14 protein-coding genes are annotated in these 16268 nt (G+C 72.4%); 6 read left to right on the top strand and 8 right to left on the bottom strand.

Features of this window, described 5'->3' with window-relative positions:
* Positions 1-59: 59 nt before the first annotated feature.
* Together ACFW2G_RS00550 and ACFW2G_RS00545 are read right to left on the bottom strand one after the other, a co-directional pair.
* Entirely contained in the window at positions 60-860 is an 801-nt protein-coding gene (locus ACFW2G_RS00550; RefSeq protein ID WP_384444626.1) for a RimK family alpha-L-glutamate ligase, read from the bottom strand.
* A complete protein-coding gene (locus ACFW2G_RS00545) occupies positions 857-1771 on the bottom strand; it encodes a RimK family alpha-L-glutamate ligase (protein ID WP_384580222.1) in 915 nt (304 codons plus the stop codon). Before ACFW2G_RS00545 ends, ACFW2G_RS00550 begins: the two co-directional genes overlap by 4 nt.
* 349 nt (positions 1772-2120) lie before the next feature.
* Here ACFW2G_RS00545 and ACFW2G_RS00540 point away from each other — a divergent pair, with 349 nt between their 5' ends.
* Positions 2121-2852 carry a hypothetical protein gene (locus ACFW2G_RS00540; protein WP_037922119.1) on the top strand — a complete coding sequence of 244 codons (732 nt, stop codon included), beginning with the start codon at positions 2121-2123 and terminating at the stop codon, positions 2850-2852.
* 420 nt (positions 2853-3272) lie between these two features.
* Here the strand turns inward: ACFW2G_RS00540 and ACFW2G_RS00535 are convergent, their stop codons facing one another.
* The 3 genes from ACFW2G_RS00535 to ACFW2G_RS00525 all read right to left on the bottom strand — a co-directional run bounded on the left by ACFW2G_RS00535 (position 3273) and on the right by ACFW2G_RS00525 (position 5713).
* A complete protein-coding gene (locus ACFW2G_RS00535) occupies positions 3273-3998 on the bottom strand; it encodes an anti-sigma factor family protein (RefSeq protein ID WP_384444623.1) in 726 nt (241 codons plus the stop codon).
* The gene (locus ACFW2G_RS00530) at positions 3995-4606 is read right to left on the bottom strand and encodes a sigma-70 family RNA polymerase sigma factor (RefSeq protein WP_384444621.1); all 612 of its coding nucleotides are present in this window, start codon (positions 4604-4606) and stop codon (positions 3995-3997) included. Before ACFW2G_RS00530 ends, ACFW2G_RS00535 begins: the two co-directional genes overlap by 4 nt.
* A 99-nt stretch (positions 4607-4705) precedes the next feature.
* Positions 4706-5713, bottom strand: coding sequence for a DUF1996 domain-containing protein (locus tag ACFW2G_RS00525; protein WP_384580224.1), 1008 nt, complete (start codon positions 5711-5713; stop codon positions 4706-4708).
* A gap of 229 nt (positions 5714-5942) precedes the next feature.
* On the opposite strand from ACFW2G_RS00525, the gene ACFW2G_RS00520 reads away from it, so the two are divergent.
* From ACFW2G_RS00520 to ACFW2G_RS00510, 3 genes are all read left to right on the top strand, one after another.
* Positions 5943-6704 carry a DUF1838 family protein gene (locus ACFW2G_RS00520; RefSeq protein ID WP_384580226.1) on the top strand — a complete coding sequence of 254 codons (762 nt, stop codon included), beginning with the start codon at positions 5943-5945 and terminating at the stop codon, positions 6702-6704.
* A 454-nt stretch (positions 6705-7158) separates the two neighbouring features.
* Positions 7159-8922 (top strand): S8 family serine peptidase, encoded by a 1764-nt coding sequence (locus ACFW2G_RS00515; RefSeq protein ID WP_078556490.1) that lies wholly within the window; start codon positions 7159-7161, stop codon positions 8920-8922.
* 234 nt (positions 8923-9156) lie between these two features.
* The gene (locus ACFW2G_RS00510; RefSeq protein ID WP_037922130.1) at positions 9157-11922 is read left to right on the top strand and encodes a LuxR family transcriptional regulator; all 2766 of its coding nucleotides are present in this window, start codon (positions 9157-9159) and stop codon (positions 11920-11922) included.
* A 16-nt stretch (positions 11923-11938) separates the two neighbouring features.
* On the opposite strand, the gene ACFW2G_RS00505 is transcribed toward ACFW2G_RS00510, so the two are convergent.
* From ACFW2G_RS00505 to ACFW2G_RS00495, 3 genes are all read right to left on the bottom strand, one after another.
* A complete protein-coding gene (locus ACFW2G_RS00505; protein WP_384583396.1) occupies positions 11939-12856 on the bottom strand; it encodes a glycoside hydrolase family 19 protein in 918 nt (305 codons plus the stop codon).
* 140 nt (positions 12857-12996) lie between these two features.
* Positions 12997-13407: a rodlin gene (locus ACFW2G_RS00500; protein ID WP_037922132.1), complete on the bottom strand. Its 411-nt coding sequence runs from the start codon at positions 13405-13407 to the stop codon at positions 12997-12999.
* Between the two features lie 176 nt (positions 13408-13583).
* Positions 13584-13775: a DUF5302 domain-containing protein gene (locus ACFW2G_RS00495; protein ID WP_037922134.1), complete on the bottom strand. Its 192-nt coding sequence runs from the start codon at positions 13773-13775 to the stop codon at positions 13584-13586.
* A gap of 217 nt (positions 13776-13992) precedes the next feature.
* Here ACFW2G_RS00495 and ACFW2G_RS00490 point away from each other — a divergent pair, with 217 nt between their 5' ends.
* Positions 13993-15354 carry an FAD-dependent oxidoreductase gene (locus ACFW2G_RS00490; RefSeq protein WP_384583399.1) on the top strand — a complete coding sequence of 454 codons (1362 nt, stop codon included), beginning with the start codon at positions 13993-13995 and terminating at the stop codon, positions 15352-15354.
* A gap of 170 nt (positions 15355-15524) precedes the next feature.
* Positions 15525-16187, top strand: coding sequence for an NADPH-dependent F420 reductase (locus ACFW2G_RS00485; RefSeq protein ID WP_037922138.1), 663 nt, complete (start codon positions 15525-15527; stop codon positions 16185-16187).
* Positions 16188-16268: the final 81 nt, after the last annotated feature.

Here is a 16268-nt window from a genome sequence, read left to right as displayed (position 1 = left end):
CGGGTCGCGGGCGCCGCGGCCCCCGCATTCGCCCGTCCGGACCTGCCGCCCGGCCCGAGTCAGCCGCGGCCGGCCACCGCCCGGCGCAGGGCCAGGGCCGCGAGGGCTTCCGGGGCTCCGGACTGGCCGCGGATCCCGGGGAACGCGTTGACGTCCACGATCAGGGGGGTACCGCCGCCGGTGTCGATGATGTCCACTCCGTAGACGTCCAGCGCGAACACCGCTCCGACCCGGCGTACCAGATCGGCCCAGCCGGCGGGCAGTTCCTCCGGGGCCAGCGGGCGGGTCGGGCCGCGTCCCCCGGGGGAGAGTTCGGACCGGCGCAGGGCGGAGAAGACCCGGTCGCCGATGGCCCACAGCTTGTGGTCCCAGCCGTTGTTGGGAGCGTACTCCTGCACCACGACCGGCTCCTGGGGCCAGTCCCGGGCCAACTCCCGCAGCCGCGCGGCGTCATCGGCGCGGGCGACGAGGTCGCCGCGCCGGCTGAGCAGGCTCTTGACCACCACGGGGGCGGACGGCCGCGCCTCGCGCGCCCACGTCCCCAGGGCGCCGACGGTACGGGTCCCGGCGAACGGCAGACCGGCGCGCAGGGCGAGCCCGGCCATCTCCCTCCGGTCCTGGCACAGCGCCGTGGCCGCCGCCGTGTTGACCACCGGCGCTCCCCGGCGCTCCAAGTACCGGGCGAGCCCCAGCGCGTGCGGGGTGCGTGACTTCAGCAGGTACACGTCGGCCAGGGGAAGCGGCACGTCCCCGAGGGTGACCGGATCGAGTGCCTCGACCTCGTGCTCGGCGGCGAGCAGCGCGGTGGTGTCCGCCAGCAGCGGATGTCCTGGCTCCGGGGTGATCAGGCCGATCTTCATACGGAGTCACCCGCCGGGGCGGGTATCTGCGCCGAGGCCTGGGCCGGGATCGACAGGGGGAGCGTGTGCGGCAGCGTCACGGGCGCTGCCGGCGCCGGACCTCCGGCCCGCGCCAGATCCAGTACGGCACGGGCCACCCGCGCCGCCGCGTCTGGCACCTGCCGGAAGCTCGGGAAGTCGTTGACGTCGACGACCACCGGGCCGTCGGGACCCAGCAGCACGTCCACCCCGTACAGGTCCAGTCCGTACGCGGCACCCACCTGCGCGGCGATCGCGGCCACCTCCGCCGACAGCGGCACGCGGCGCTCGCGCACCGACGGATCGGGGTGCAGCGGGGAACAGCGCTCGGTCGCGAACAGCTCCCCGCCGACCGCGTAGACCTTGATGTCCGTACCGGAGTTGGGTACGTACGGCTGGGCGATGAGCATGCCCTCGCCCGCGAGGACGGGCAGCAGCGTCTCCAGTGCCTCGGGCGAGGACACCAGGTGCACGGCCCGGCCGGAGCTGCCGTCGGCGGGCTTGACGACGAGCGGGTACTCGGCTGCCGGAATCTCCCCGAGCAATTCGGGGCGGGCGACGGCGTATGTGGGCGGCAGCGGGAGCCCGCGGCCGTGTCCGATGGCTGCGGCCAGCGCCTTGTCCCGTACGCCGCGGATGGACCGGGCGTCGTTGACGGTGGTCAGCCCGGCCGCGGCGGCGCTCTCCAACAGGGTCAACCCCGGGCCGCCCGACACCGTCTTGAGGACCCAGGCGTCGTGGGCGCCCGCGTCCACCACCTCGGTCATGCGCAGCAGCGAGCCGCCCGGCCGCACGACGTCCACGCGGTGCCCCCACGCGGTCAGCTGCCCGATCACCTCGTTCGGCATACCGTCGTGGCGGTAGTGCTCCTCCACCAGGAAGCAGAGCCTCATCGACCTTCCCCAAAATTCCCGGACGTCCGCCGAATCCGCCCGGCGAGTTGTGACGTCACAGGATGTCATGGACCGCAATGTGATGATCGGTCCGCCTGTGGGTTCCGCCCACCGGAGCGCTCGCGGCGGGCGTCCGACGTCCGGGAGCGGCACCTGCACAACGCCGCGACACGGCAGCCCCGTTCCCGCCGGCGGGGATCGGCCGCCTGCTCGGCGCTCGGGATCCGGGGACCGCCGCGCAGCCGGCCGACTCCGCTCTCCCGCTCGGGAACGAGCACCGGATCCGGGCCGGGCACCGACGCCGGAAAACCGCGTGAATCATCGGACAGGAGGCTGTTAGGTTCATCGCGTGCCGAAGCTGAATCAGATCATCGCAGTCGAAAAGGGCGTCAAGTCCAAGTCCCTCCAGGAGCTGACCCAGGCTCACCACGACGTGCAGAAGCCCGCCCTGCTGGCCGGCATCTCGCGGACGTACCAGCCCAAGGACGAGGAGGGTGAGCAACTGCCGCCCGAGTCCACCCGGGTGCAGGTCAAGGCGGAGGACGTGCTGCGCGCGACGGCCGGGACGCTGACGCGGCTCTTCGACGTGACGGCCACCAAGGACTGGGCGAACCGCACCGCGGCCGCCGACGTGGTCGTCGACGGCAACGTCCTGCTCGCCCAGGTTCCCGTGCCGTACCTGCTCTTCCTGGAGAAGCAGCTCACGGACCTGCACACCTTCGTGCGGAAGTTGCCGGTGTTGGACGCTTCGGAATCCTGGAACCTGGACCCGTCCACGGACGCCTGGAAGACGGACCCGGTGCGCACGATCCGCACCAGGAAGGTGCCGCGCAACCACGTCAAGGCCGAGGCCACCGAGAAGCACCCGGCCCAGGTCGAGGTGTACTACGAGGACGTGCCGGTCGGCTACTGGACGACCGTGAAGTTCTCCGGCGCGCTGCCCGCCCGGCGGGTCAACGAGCTCCTCGACCGGGTCGAGAAGCTCCAGCAGGCCGTCAAGTTCGCCCGTGAGGAGGCCAACGGCGCCGAGGTCACCGACCAGCGGGTCGGGGACGCGGTGTTCGGCTACCTCTTCAGGTAGCCGTCGAGAACCCCTCCCGCATGTCTGCGGGAGGTGCGCGAGAGCGCAAGCTGAAACTGATGTTGAAGCTGAAACAGGGGTGTCAGTTGGGGGTTCGAATCCCTCCCCCGGCATTGCGTGCCGGGGTGGCCCAAGCCGGTAGAGGCGGCCCCTTGAATCTCAGACTATCGCTCCAGTCTCAGTATTCGCCGCCGAACACCGGATCGACCGGGTGCGGACGACCATCGACGGATGGGGGTTCAAGTCCCTCCTGCGCCTCTTTCCATGGCGCGGTAGTTCAAAGGCAGAACACGTCGACCTCAGAATGATCCGCGACTCTTCAACGTGCCGGTGTGCGCAATTGGGTGGCAAACAGGAGCCCGGGAGCTGGATATGCTCCCGGGCTCCGTCACGTCCGCGCCGAGGTCACCCGGTCAGAGGTCACACCGGGACGGACACGAAGGTCCGGCCGGCCTCGTTCTCGACCAGGACCGCCTTGACGTCGGCGCGGTCCACGGCCGCCGAACCGTCCAGTCCGGCGCCCTTGGCCTCGCCGTTCTCCTGGCTGCCCACGACCCAGCTGCCCGCGGTCGTGCGCTTGCCGTCCTTGGAGACCACGATCAGCCGGCAGCGCTCGCCCGCCGGCACTCCGGTGACCGCCGCCCGCAACCGCACCCACTGGGCGGCCGGCGTCATCTGTACGGTCATCCGCGCACCCGTGCCCGCATCGGTCGCGGAGTGCAGCGTGGTTCCCTTGGGCGGGGGAGAGGGGTCCGCCGAAGCGGTCGGCGATGGGGGCACCGGCAGCGCGACGGGGTCGGGATCGCCCCCGGCCAGTTGCGTACCAGCCCAGAACACGGCGGCCAGCGACGCCGCCACCGCCAGACCCGTGAGCCCCGCACGACGGCGCGCCGCGCCCGCCCGCTCGCCCCGCATCTGCCGCAGGGTGCGCTGGAGCAGCAGGTCACCGCCCTGCGGCGGTCCGTCGAGGAACGCCTCCTCGGGCACCTCCCCCAGTGCCGCCTCCATCTCGCGCAACGCGGCCACCTCCTCCCGGCACTGCACGCATCCGCTCATGTGTTCCTCGACCCGGCGGACCTCCTCGGCGTCCAGGACGCCGAGCACGTACGGGCCGAGCAGTTCCTCCTCGTGCCGCTGCCGGTTCATGCCACCACCTCACGCAGTCCGGCCGGCTGCTGGGGCGGCCTGCCCGATCCTTTTCCGTCTCTTGTTCCGCCGTCCCGGAAGCCGTCGTCCCTGAAGACGTCGCGTAGGGCCTTGAGCGCGTAGTGCGAACGCGACTTGACCGTACCCGCCGGGATGCCGAGTGTGTCGGCGGCCTCCGCCACGCTCAGCTGCCGGTAGTACAACTCCTTCAGCACGTCGCGGTGTTCCGGGGACAGCCGGTCGAGAGCTCCCAGCACCGTCATGCTGTCCACCACCGAGTCGGCGTGGTCCGCCTCCACCGGGGGAGCCGCCGCGGAACCGGAGACCTCCGGGGGCCGGGCGGCCTTGGCCCGGTACCGGTCGGTGATGATGTTCCGGGCCACGGTGAGCAGCCAGCCGCGTACCGAGCCCTTCCCGTTGACGAGGACCTCGGAGTGCCGCCAGGCACGTATGAGGGTCTCCTGCACGACGTCCTCGGCGGCGGCCCGGTCTCCGGTCAGCCGGGTGGCGTACGCGAGCAGGGCGTGTCCGTGCTCCTCGTAGACCGACCTGATCAGCGCCTCATCGGTCGAGCCCCGCCGCGTGCGGGGCCACAGTGGTCCGGCCATCTCACCCTCTCCGTCTTCCTCGCTTGCGTGGTGCGGTCGGAACACGCCGGCGGCGCCGATACGGTTCATGTGACCTGTGTCACGCGAGGGTTCGGGCCGTCACGTCCGGCAGGCGCGGCCCTCGTTGAGGCACGCGACGACCGCGGCCATCTGCGGCTCGGTCATCGCGTTGACGAACATGGCGTGGTCGGTCCGCGGGCTGTGCCGTTGCTCGGGAAAGGAGTCGATGGCCATGGGCGCGCCCGGGGGGAGCACGTAGGCGAGGGAGAGGCGGAGTTCGGGCACGGGGAAGGTGTCGGCGGGGCAGACTCCGTTGCCCCCGGGGAACAGCAGGTGCGAGCGGTGCCCGGGGCTCGCGGCGTCGAGGCCGTTCCAGCAGCTCGGGAAGACCAGGGTGCGGGTGACGCGTTCACCCTCGGGGCAGCGCGGGTAGCGGGTGGTGGAGCGTTCGGGGGAACCGGAGCATCCCCAGCGGGCCCGGACGTGGGCGTCGCCGCCGGAGGTGCGGGCGGCCGCGTCGCCCGTCATCGCGCGCAGGAAGGGCGGCATCGCCACGACCTTGCTCACCGGATTGCCCCGGAACTCGACCCGTACCGAGGCCTCCGGCACGATCTCACCGGTGTTCCCGTGTCCGGCGGACGTCTCGTGCGGGCGGGTGCCCGGCCGGTCCGGGCGGCGCAGGACGGGCCAGTAGTACGTCGACCGGTCGCCACCGGCGCAGCTCGTGGCGGCGGCGGCCAGCGTGCGGTCGGCCGACATCGCGTCCGCGGACAGGTTTCCCACGTAGGAGTGCGTGTGGTGGGCGCCGCCCCGCACGCCGGGCGAGACCACGAGGTTGTCCTCGTTGTAGTGCCCCTGCTCGTTGCGGCCGCAATCCACCAGCATGGACCCCGGCGAGCCGTCGCCGCGATCGGCGGGCGTGGCCGGAGCAACGGCGGGGGAGGGCGGGACCTGCCGTATGTCCACGTAGTCGGACGCCGCCGGGGCACCGGATTGCGCCCCGGTACGCGGAGCGGAGGCGCGCGTGGCGCCGAGCACCGCGGCGGTCAGCCCACCGCCCAGGATCAGGCAGATGACCAGAGCGAGCAGTCGGTGTCCATTCCCCATGGCGGTCACGGTTGCCGCTGCCGCCCCCGGCGTCAACCGGGCGACCGCATGGCGGTCGCCGAACCGCCGTTCACAGGGTCTGAGGTGGGGCGATGCATCGCACGGGACCGCAGGGACGCCGGCCGGCCCCGGCACCGCACCGACTGCGGGAGGCGGAGGCCGCCGTGGACGCCGTCGCGGTCCCGAAGGTCCCTTGTCCGGCCGGTCGGCGACCGGACACAGTGGGCCCATGACACAGGCAGCGGCACCCGCCGAGCTCCTGCACGCATTCGCCCGCACCCGCGCCCGGCTCGACGGCGGCGAGGTCACCTACTGGTGGACCGGCGACGTCCACTCCTGGGCGCCCGGGGAGCCCTACCGGCGGCTCTTCGGCTTCGAAGGGCTCAACGTCTCCCGCCTCGTGGCGGACGAGGAGGACGGTGGCTACCGGCTGCTGTCCCGTGAGGCCGCGTTCTACCTGGACCCGGTGACCCGCGAGATCCTGGACACCTGGCAGGACAGGCCCGTCGTCCACGTCTGGAACGACCCGGCCAACCAGAAGTGGCGCCCCTTCCCGGTCCCCGTGACCGAGTTGGGCGACCAGATCTGCTTCAGCCTGGAGATCCCGCTCGCCTATCCTTCCCCGCTGCCCGTCGAGGAGTACCCGGACCACTCCGCCGACGACACCTACCGAGCGCTGGAGCTCTTCCAGTTCTTCGCACCCGCGACCGCCCTGACGGCCGGCGGGGTGAGCGTCCCGGCGACGATGTCCTGGACCCGCATGTCCCCGTGGCTGCCGTGGATGCGGCAGGGAGCACGCCCCGGCGGACTCACCTTCCACTGCCGCGGCCGCAAGCTCGACAGCTACGCGCAGGTGCCCGAACGCACCCGTGCGTACATCGCGGACCAGCACCCCGAGTTCGCCCACGCACCGGAGAGCTGGAGCGAGCCGAACGAGACGAGTTGGACGTACTTCCGCAGGCTCTGCCCGCCGGACCGCGCGCAGTCCTGAACGGCACCCCGGCCCCGCCGGTCCGGCCCCCGGCGGGCGATCTGCGACCCGCACCGCAAAACCCCTGACCACGCCCCCTGACGAGGGAAGCCGGGGGAGCCGCGGGGGGCGGACAAGGGTTTTCCCCGTATCCGGTTCATCCCCGCGTTGCCTACTGTCTGCCCACCGGCGATCTTCCCCGGGCAGGTGGCACACACTCCAACCCCACATGGCGTGTAGGCCTCCCACCGGGGGAAGCGGGCCGGGACCGCCGTTGCCCCTGCCTCGCCGTTGCGGCCGGGGTCAACGTGGCGTGCGGCGGAGGCCGGGGCGAGACCGACCAACTCGCTCCCGGCCCCGCAGCCGCCGGAACCTCCCACACTGCACCGAACCGGCCGGTCCGGCCTGCCCGGAAACGGCCCTCGAAAGGGATCACGTGCACGCAACGAGACGCAGGCTCATATCCGTGGTGGCCATGTCCGTCACCCTGCTCGCCGGCACCGCCACCGCCTCCGTGGCCGTGGCTTCCGAGACGCCCGCCGCGGCCCCCGCCGCCGCTCTCGCCCCGACCACGCCGGTCGAGAACCTGATCGTCGGCTACAAGCCGTCCGCCTCCGAGGCCAGCTCCAACAGCGCCGCCGCCGCAGACGCCGCCGCCAAGGGCAAGAAGGCCGGCAAGAAGGCGAAGTTCGACCGCCGCCTGGGCACCGGTGCCGCGCTGGTCAACCTCGGCGGGACGGTCGCGCCGACCGAGGCCGCCGACGTGATGGCCCAGTTCCGTGCCGACCCGGACGTCGCCTACGTCGAGCCGGACACCCGCGCCTACGCCACGGCCGTGACCCCGAACGACACCGAGTACGCCAAGCAGTGGGACCTCTTCGAGTCCACCGCGGGCATGAACGTCCCGGCCGCCTGGGACAAGACCACCGGCTCCGGCGTCACCGTCGCCGTGATCGACACCGGCTACGTCGCCCACTCGGACGTCGCGCCGAACATCGTCCCCGGCTACGACTTCATCAGCAGCGCCACCTACGCCCGCGACGGCGGCGGCCGCGACAGCAACCCCGCGGACGAAGGCGACTGGAACGCCACCGACGGCGAGTGCGGCGTCGGTTCCAGGGCGAGCAACTCGTCCTGGCACGGCACCCACGTCGCGGGCACCATCGCCGCGGCCACGAACAACTCCAAGGGCGTCGCGGGCATCGCGTACAACGCGAAGATCCAGCCCGTCCGCGTCCTCGGCAAGTGCGGCGGTTCCACCTCGGACATCGTCGACGCCATCACCTGGGCCTCCGGCGGCTCCGTCGCCGGTGTGCCGGCCAACGCCACTCCGGCCAAGGTCATCAACATGAGCCTCGGCGGCCCCGGCGCCTGCGGCACCAGCTACCAGAACGCCATCAACGCGGCCGTCGCCCGCGGCACGACCGTCGTCGTCGCCGCAGGCAACAGCAACGACGACGCGGCCGGCTACTCGCCCGCCAGCTGCAACAACGTGATCAACGTGGCGGCCAGCAACCGCGCCGGCGACCGCTCGTACTACTCCAACTACGGCTCGATCATCGACATCGCCGCCCCGGGCGGTGAGACCCGCCGCGCCACCGACACGCCCGGCACCGTCACCACCCCCGAGAACGCCATCCTCTCGACCCTGAACGCGGGCACCACCACCCCGGGCGCCGAGCTCTACAAGCCCTACCAGGGCACCAGCATGGCCGCCCCGCACATCGCGGGCCTCGCCGCGCTGATGAAGTCGGCGAACCCCGCGCTGACCCCGGCCCAGATCGAGACGGCGATCAAGAACAACGCCCGTCCGCTCGCCGGCACCTGCACCGGTGGCTGCGGCGCCGGTCTCGCCGACGCCGCCGCGACCGTCGCCGCCGTGACCTCGACGCCGACCGGCACGTACTTCGCGAACACCGCGGACTACGCCATCAGCGACTACACCACGGTGGAGAGCCCGATCACCGTCAGCGGCGTGACCGGCAACGCCCCGTCCGCCCTCAAGGTGGGTGTGAACATCGTCCACACCTACATCGGTGACCTCAAGGTCGACCTGATCGCCCCGGACGGCTCCGTCTACACGCTCCACAACCGCTCGGGCGGCAGCACCGACAACATCAACCAGGTCTACACCGTCAACGCCTCCTCCGAGGTCGCCAACGGCACCTGGAAGCTCCGGGTCAACGACAACGCCCGCGGCGACAGCGGCAAGATCGACTCCTGGAATCTCACCTTCTGAGACGACTGACGTCGACTCGGGGTCCGGGCCCAACTCCGCCTGACGGAGCGATAGTACGGACCAATAGAATCCCCGGGCCTGCCGATACTACGGGTATCGGCAGGTCCGCCGGGTTTTCGGTGCCACGTGACTGAATTCTGCGTCACAATGCGGCTCCAGCAGCCGCCCGACCTCGTATTCTCGCCTCTCACAGGAAGGCACAGGAGCCGGGGACCGGAAGGCTGGAGGCGGTGCGTGGCGGCGACGGGGCACGCTGACACAAGCGTCGGACACGGAGAACTGATCAAGGCGGTCGACCGCGCGCTGACGAACCACGGCCGGGCGCTTCTGACCGGACCCGCCGGCGCGGGCAAGACCGAGGTCCTGCGTGCCGTCGCGGCCGCCGCCGGAGCCCGGCGCGAGAGCGTCCTCGCCCTCGCGCCGGAGGCCGCGGACCGATGGATACCCGAGGCCTCCGCCGCGGCCCTCCTCGCCTCCGTCCCCGCGGCCGCCCTGGAGCAGCTCTCCGGCCCCCAGCGCACCGCCATCGCCCTCCTGCGCCGCGAGGCCGACGCGCCCGGTGCCGGACGCGACCACGTCGCCCTGCGCCTGGCCGTCGTCGAGGTGCTCCGCACCCTCGCCGCCCGCCAGCCCGTCCTCCTCGTCATCGACAACGCCCAGTGGCTCGACGCCGAGAGCACCGACCTCCTCCGCTTCGCCCTGCGCCTCACCCCGCCCCGCGTACGGGTCCTGGCCGCCGAACGGGTCCAGGGCGGAGCCCCCCTCGGCGCACCCCTCTGGGGCCCCGGCGTCCCCGCCGTGCGCGTGCCCCCGCTCGGCGCCGACGAGGTCGCCGAACTCCTCCTGCGCCACGGCCTGCCCGCCCGGCTCGCCGGACGCATCCACCAGGCCAGCGGCGGCAACCCGCGCCTGGCCCTGGCCCTCGGCCACTCCCTCGCCGAAGCCGCCGAGGCCCGCGACGGCAGCGCCCACCACGCCGACCCCCTGCCCGTCTCCGGACAGGCGCGCGAGGTCGCCCGCGGGCTCCTCGCCGGCGCCCCCGCCCGGGCCCGCCGCACCCTGCTGCTCGCCGCTCTCGCCTCCCGCCCGACCGTCTCCCTGCTACGACGGGCCGGCCGCCCCGACGCCGAGGCAGAGCTGGCCGAGGCGGAACGGGCCGCGCTGGTCAGGGTCGCGGAGGACGGCGCCGTCGAGTTCACCGCGGGAGCCCTGCCCACCGCGCTCGCCGCCGACGCGGGCTGGCCCGAACGTGCGGCCGGGCACGCCGCGCTGGCCGCCGCGGTCGACGACCCTGTCCAGGCCGTACGCCACCGGGCGCTGGCCACCGACACACCCGATCGGGGGCTCGCCGCCGAGATCACCGAGGCCGCCGCGGTCTGCCGCAGCCGCGGCCAGCGGGCCCTCGCCGCCGAACTGGGCCTGCTCGCGGCCGAACGCACGCCGTTCGGACTGCCCGGCGAGGAACTGGCCCGCCTCGTCACCGCCGCCGAGGACGCCGGCTGGGCCGGCCGCGCCGACCTCGCGCGGCGCGCCACCCGGGCCGTCCTGGCCCGCGACGCCTCGCCCGCCGACCGGGTACGCGCCCGGCTCGCCGTGATCGACGCCGCGGGCCAGGCCCTCGGCACGCTCGACGAGACCTTCGCGTACGCTATGGACGAAGCCGCCGGGGACCCCGCCCTGCAGGCCGCCGTCCAACTGCGGATCGCCTGGAAGCACAACCTCAGCGACGGCGACCCCGTCCGCTCCCGCGACGCCGCCGCCGCGGCCGGCGCCCTCGCCGCGCAGGGCGGCGACCAGACCGCCGAGGCCATGGCGCTGACCGTGCGGGCCCGCATGGGCCGCATCCTCGGGGACGCGGGAGCCGAGGAAATCCTCGACGAGGCCCTCGCCCTGCCCGCGCCCGAGGTGCCGCTCGGCATGCGCAACGCACCGCAGTACCTCGCCGTCCGGCACGCACTCTTCGACGACCGGCTCGCCGACGCCCGCCGCCAGCTGATGGTGCTGCTGCCGGCCGTCCGGCGGACCGGTTCGGCCGAGGACGTCTTCGAGGTGCTCCGCAGCCTCACCGAGGTGGAACTGCGCAGCGGCCGGTGCGAGGCCGCCTCGGCCCACGCCCGCAGGGCCCTGGAACTGACCATCGAGGCGGGCCTCTCGCCCGGCCCCGCCTGGTACGTCGCTGCGACGGCCGAGACCATGGGCGGCAGTTTCGCGCGCGCCGAGAGTTACGCGCGACGCGGCATCCAGGCCTCCCAGGAGGAACAGGACCAGGTCTTCCTCTCCCGCGGGCTGCACGCCCTCGGGCTGATCGAACTGGCCACGGGCGAAGCGGCGAAGGCCGTCGCCACCCTGCGCCGCGTCGCCGAACTGGAGGCCGCCCAGCAGGTGGTGGATCCCTCGATCCTGCGCTGGCACGGCGAACTCGCCGAGGCGCTGATCGCCGCGGACGCACCCGGCGAAGCCGCCGACCTGATCGGTCCCGTCCGCACGGTCGCCCTCGGGCTCGGCCGCACCGGCGTCGTCGCCGCCCTCGACCGGGCCCGCGCCCTCTGCCTGTCCGCGCAGGGCGAGGCGGACGCCGCCGTCCGGCTCCTGGAGGAGACGGCGCAGCGCTTCGACGGGCTCCGACTGCCGCTGGAGCGGGGCCGTACGTTGCTGGCCCTCGCCCGGGTGGAGCGCCGTCGCCGACGGCGGGCGCCGGCCCGGGCGGCGCTCCGGTCCGCGGCCGAGGTGTTCGAGCGGGCCGGGGCCGCGCCCTGGACTGCGCTTGCCCGGGAACCGGCTCCGGGCGACGCGGCGGGCTCTCCGGTCACCGCGGCCGCGACCCTGACCGAGGCCGAGAGCCGCCTGGCGCTCCTGGTCAGCCAGGGCGCGAGCAACCAGGAGGCCGCGGCGAAGCTGTTCCTCAGCGTCAAGACCGTCGAGTCCCGGCTGACCCGCATCTACCAGAAGCTGGATGTACGGTCACGGGCCCAGCTGGCCACCGCGCTGCGCACGCGGTGACCGCACGCACCCCGCGTCAGCAGCTCAGGTTGGCGCCCGGGGTGACGCCCAGCAGCTGGGTGAAGCTCTGGTACTTGGAGATCCGGCTCTGGACCTGGGCGGGGTTGCCGCCGTTGCACTCCAGGGCGCCGTTGATGGAGCGGATGGTCTCGCCGAAGCCCGCGCCGCTCACCATGGCGGCGTGAGCGGTCATCGTTCCCGGCCCGTTCTGCGTATTCCAGTACCAGAGCGCCGTCTTCATGGCGACGGCCGGATCCTGCTCCACGAGGTAGGGGTTGGCCAGGAGGTTGATGCCGAGGGCGTCACCGGCTGCCTTGTAGTTGAAGTTCCAGCTGAGCTGGATGGGCCCGCGGCCGTAGTAGGCGGCCTGTCCGGCCGGACAGCCGTACGGCTGCGTCGCGTCGCAGTAGTGCGGGTAATTGGCGGTGTTCTGCTCCACGATGTGCACGAGGCCGCCGGTCTCGTGCGAAACGTTCGCGAGGAAGGCGGCGGCCTCGCGGCGTTTGACCGTGTCGTCGCCGGTCCTGGCGAAGCCGGGATAGGCGGACAGCGCCGCGACCAGGCCGTTGTAGGTGTAGAAGGGATTGCGGTTCGGGAACATCTGGTGGAACTGGGCCTCGGAGACGACGAATCCGGACGGGTCGGGGTCGGGGTCCGGGTCCTGGCCGCCCCCGCCGCAGGTGCCCTGGTCCGCCCACACGCCCCACTGGCCGGTGGTGCCGGGCGTCTCGCCCTGGGTCCACCACTTGGCCTGCCAGTTGCGACCGCCGTACGAGGCGCTCATGCCGTTGGTGTAGATGGCCGAGGAGGCCCACGGGGAGGCGCAGGGGGCCGCCGCGGCGGCGGGGGAGGACGGAAGGGCGATGGCGAGACCGGCCGTGACGGCCGCGGCGGCGACCAGGCTGAGGGCGCGGCGGCGAAGCGCACGTATCACGTAACTGCTCCTTCAGTGGGGGGACTTGCCGTGGGGGCAACAGCGCCCACTGAAACGGAATGGTCTGAACCTGTCAAGGTCTAGACCAAAAGGAGCGCCGGTGTCACGCGTGTCGCGTGACACCGGCGCGGAAGACTCGATCAGCTGCCGGCGGAGAGGTTGCCGGACAGGACCGGGATGTTGCTGGCGATGTGCGAGAGGGACTCGTCGCCCTTGGCCTGGGTGGAGTTCTCCGCGCACTGCTGGTTCTGCGGGTTGGACAGGACGTTGACGTCCTGGACGCCGACGTTGGCGAGGACCGCGACCAGGGACTGGGCGTTGACCTTGGCCGGCAGGCCGACGCAGAGCTTGTTGAGGGAGCCCTGGATCGGGGCGAGCTGCGGGCTCTGGTTCCCGCGGGTCTCCGCGTTGCCGTAGATCTGCGCCGAGTCGTTGCCGTTCACGGTGCTGACGCCGTTGTCGTTGCCGATCGCCATCGCGGGCGAGGCGGCGGCGCCCGCGCCGAGCACGGCGGCGGTGGCGGCGGCGGTGGCCATGAACTTCTTGAGCATCTGGGGGATCCTTCGGTCGCGCTGTCGCATCGGATGGCTGCCCACGGCGGGGCGCGCTGATCAACTGCTGACGGCGCCCGGGGTTATGCCCCGTCACCCGAGTGGCCCAACGGACCGTCGGACCGGCCGGGCCCCGCCGCGGTGGCGGCGGGGCCCGGATCCCGGAGTGGGGAGGGTCAGCCGCTCTTGCGGCGGACCTTCTTGGTCTTGCCGCTCGCGGCGCTGCTGGAGCCCTGTACCTTGGCCCGGTTCTGGTGCGCCTGCTGGGAGTGGGCCTTCGCGGCGTTGCGCTCCAGGGCCTCCCGGAACCGGCGCTTGGCCGCTTCGGCCGGGGACTCGTCCTGCGGGATGCCTGCTTCGTCAGCCATTCGTCCTCCTGGAGTGATCAAGCGGCCCCAGTCTGTCAGTCGCCGTACCTGCTGACCAGCGAGTTCCTGGATGCCCCAAGGGTGCCTTGGGGAGGTTATAAGTTTGAGTTATGGGGGCATAAACCGGCACCGGGTGCCGGGTTAGGTTTACCTTCATTTAGGGTTCCCTTTGATCCGACGTGATCCACCCTGCCGTCGCTCGAAGGGAACCTCTGCCATGCCTCGCCCTCTGCGGGTAGCAATCGTCGGTGCCGGCCCGGCCGGCATCTATGCCGCCGACGCGCTGCTGAAGTCCGAGGCCGCCGTTGATCCCGGTGTGTCCATAGACCTCTTCGAGCGCATGCCCGCGCCCTTCGGCCTGATCCGCTACGGCGTCGCTCCCGACCACCCGCGGATCAAGGGCATCATCACGGCCCTGCACCAGGTGCTCGACAAGCCGCAGGTCCGCCTCTTCGGCAACGTCGACTACCCCGGCGACATCAGCCTCGACGAGCTGCGCTCCTTCTACGACGCCGTGATCTTCTCCACGGGCGCCACGGCCGACCGCGCGCTCTCCATCCCCGGTGTCGACCTCGACGGCTCCTACGGCGCGGCCGACTTCGTCTCCTGGTACGACGGCCACCCGGACGTGCCGCGGACCTGGCCGCTCGATGCCGAGAAGGTCGCCGTGCTCGGCGTCGGCAACGTCGCCCTGGACGTCGCGCGCATCCTCGCCAAGACCGCCGACGAACTGCTGCCCACCGAGATCCCGGCCAATGTCTACGACGGCCTCAAGGCCAACAAGGCCATGGAGGTGCACGTCTTCGGCCGCCGCGGCCCGGCCCAGGCCAAGTTCAGTCCGATGGAGCTGCGCGAGCTGGACCACTCGCCCCACATCGAGGTGATCGTCAACCCCGAGGACATCGACTACGACGAGGGCTCGATCGCCGAGCGGCGCGGGAACAAGCAGACCGACATGGTCGCCAAGACCCTGGAGAACTGGGCGATCCGCGACATCGGCGACCGGCCGCACAAGCTCTTCCTGCACTTCTTCGAGTCGCCCTCGGAGATCCTCGGCGAGGACGGCAGGGTCGTCGGTCTGCGGACCGAGCGCACCGAACTGGACGGCACCGGGAACGTCAGGGGAACCGGCCGGTTCACCGACTGGGACGTCCAGTCCGTCTACCGCGCGGTCGGCTACCTCTCGGACGAACTGCCCAAGCTTCCCTGGGACGTCGAGTCCGGCACCGTCCCGGACGAGGGCGGCCGTGTGATCGACGCCGGCGGCCACATGCAGTCGACATACGTGACCGGCTGGATCCGCCGCGGCCCGATCGGCCTGATCGGCCACACCAAGGGCGACGCCAACGAGACCGTCGCCAACCTGCTCGCCGACCACGCCGAGGGCCGCCTGGGCGCGCCGTCGTCCCCGGAGGCGGAAGCCGTCGAGTCCTTCCTTGCCGAGCGCGGCGTGCGCTACACCACTTGGGAGGGCTGGTACCGGCTGGACGCGGCGGAGAAGGCCCTCGGTGAGCCCCAGGGCCGTGCGCGCGTGAAGATCGTGGAACGCGAGGAGATGCTCGACGCGAGCGGCGCCTGATCGCTGCGGGCCGGGACCGGACGGGCCCGGCCCGTCCGTGCGAGCGGTGGCGGAGGGGAGGCCCGCCGCCGTCCCCCGTACGGGGGACGATTGCGCCGGAACGGAATTGTGGGCCGTGCAAGGGAGTTGGACACGAGCAGGACTCTGACCCCGCAGGCACTGGAGAGCTCATGAAGATCGGCATCATCGGCGCGGGCAACATCGGGGGCAACCTCACCCGCCGCCTCACCGCCCTCGGGCACGAGGTCGCGGTCGCCAACTCGCGGGGGCCCGAAACCCTCACCGCCCTCGCGCAGGAGACCGGCGCCACCCCCGTCACCGTGGCCGAGGCGGCGCAGGGTGCCGAGGTCGTCGTCGTCACCATCCCGTTCAAGAACGTGCCCGACCTGCCGGCAGGCGTCTTCGACGGCGCCGCTCCTGGCCTCGTGGTCATCGACACCGGCAACTACTACCCCCGGCAGCGCGACGGCCGGATCGCCGGCGTGGAGGACGAGGGACTGACCGAGAGCCGCTGGACCGAGCGGCAGCTCGGACGCCCCGTGATCAAGGCCTTCAACGGCACCTACGCCCAGGACCTCCTCGACCGGCACCGCCCGGCCGGTGCCGCGGACCGGATCGCGCTGCCCGTCGCGGGCGACGACGAGGCGGCGAAGAAGACCGTACGCGACCTCATCGAGGAGCTCGGCTTCGACACGGTCGACTCGGGCGGCCTCGACGACTCCTGGCGGCAGCAGCCCGACACCCCCGTCTACGGACTCCGGGAGGGCGTCGAAGGGGTCTCCCGGGCCCTCGCCGAGGCCTCCCCGGTACGCCCGGCGGCCTTCCGAGGCTGAGAGACGGCGGACCGCGGCCGGTAGGCGGCCGGCCGGTGGCAGCGGCCCTGTCCGGGCAACGGGACGGTGTCGGCCCCGCAC

The organism is Streptomyces sp. NPDC058880, assembly GCF_042742535.1.
GTDB lineage: Bacteria > Actinomycetota > Actinomycetes > Streptomycetales > Streptomycetaceae > Streptomyces.
This window is presented reverse-complemented; position numbering and strand designations above follow the sequence as displayed.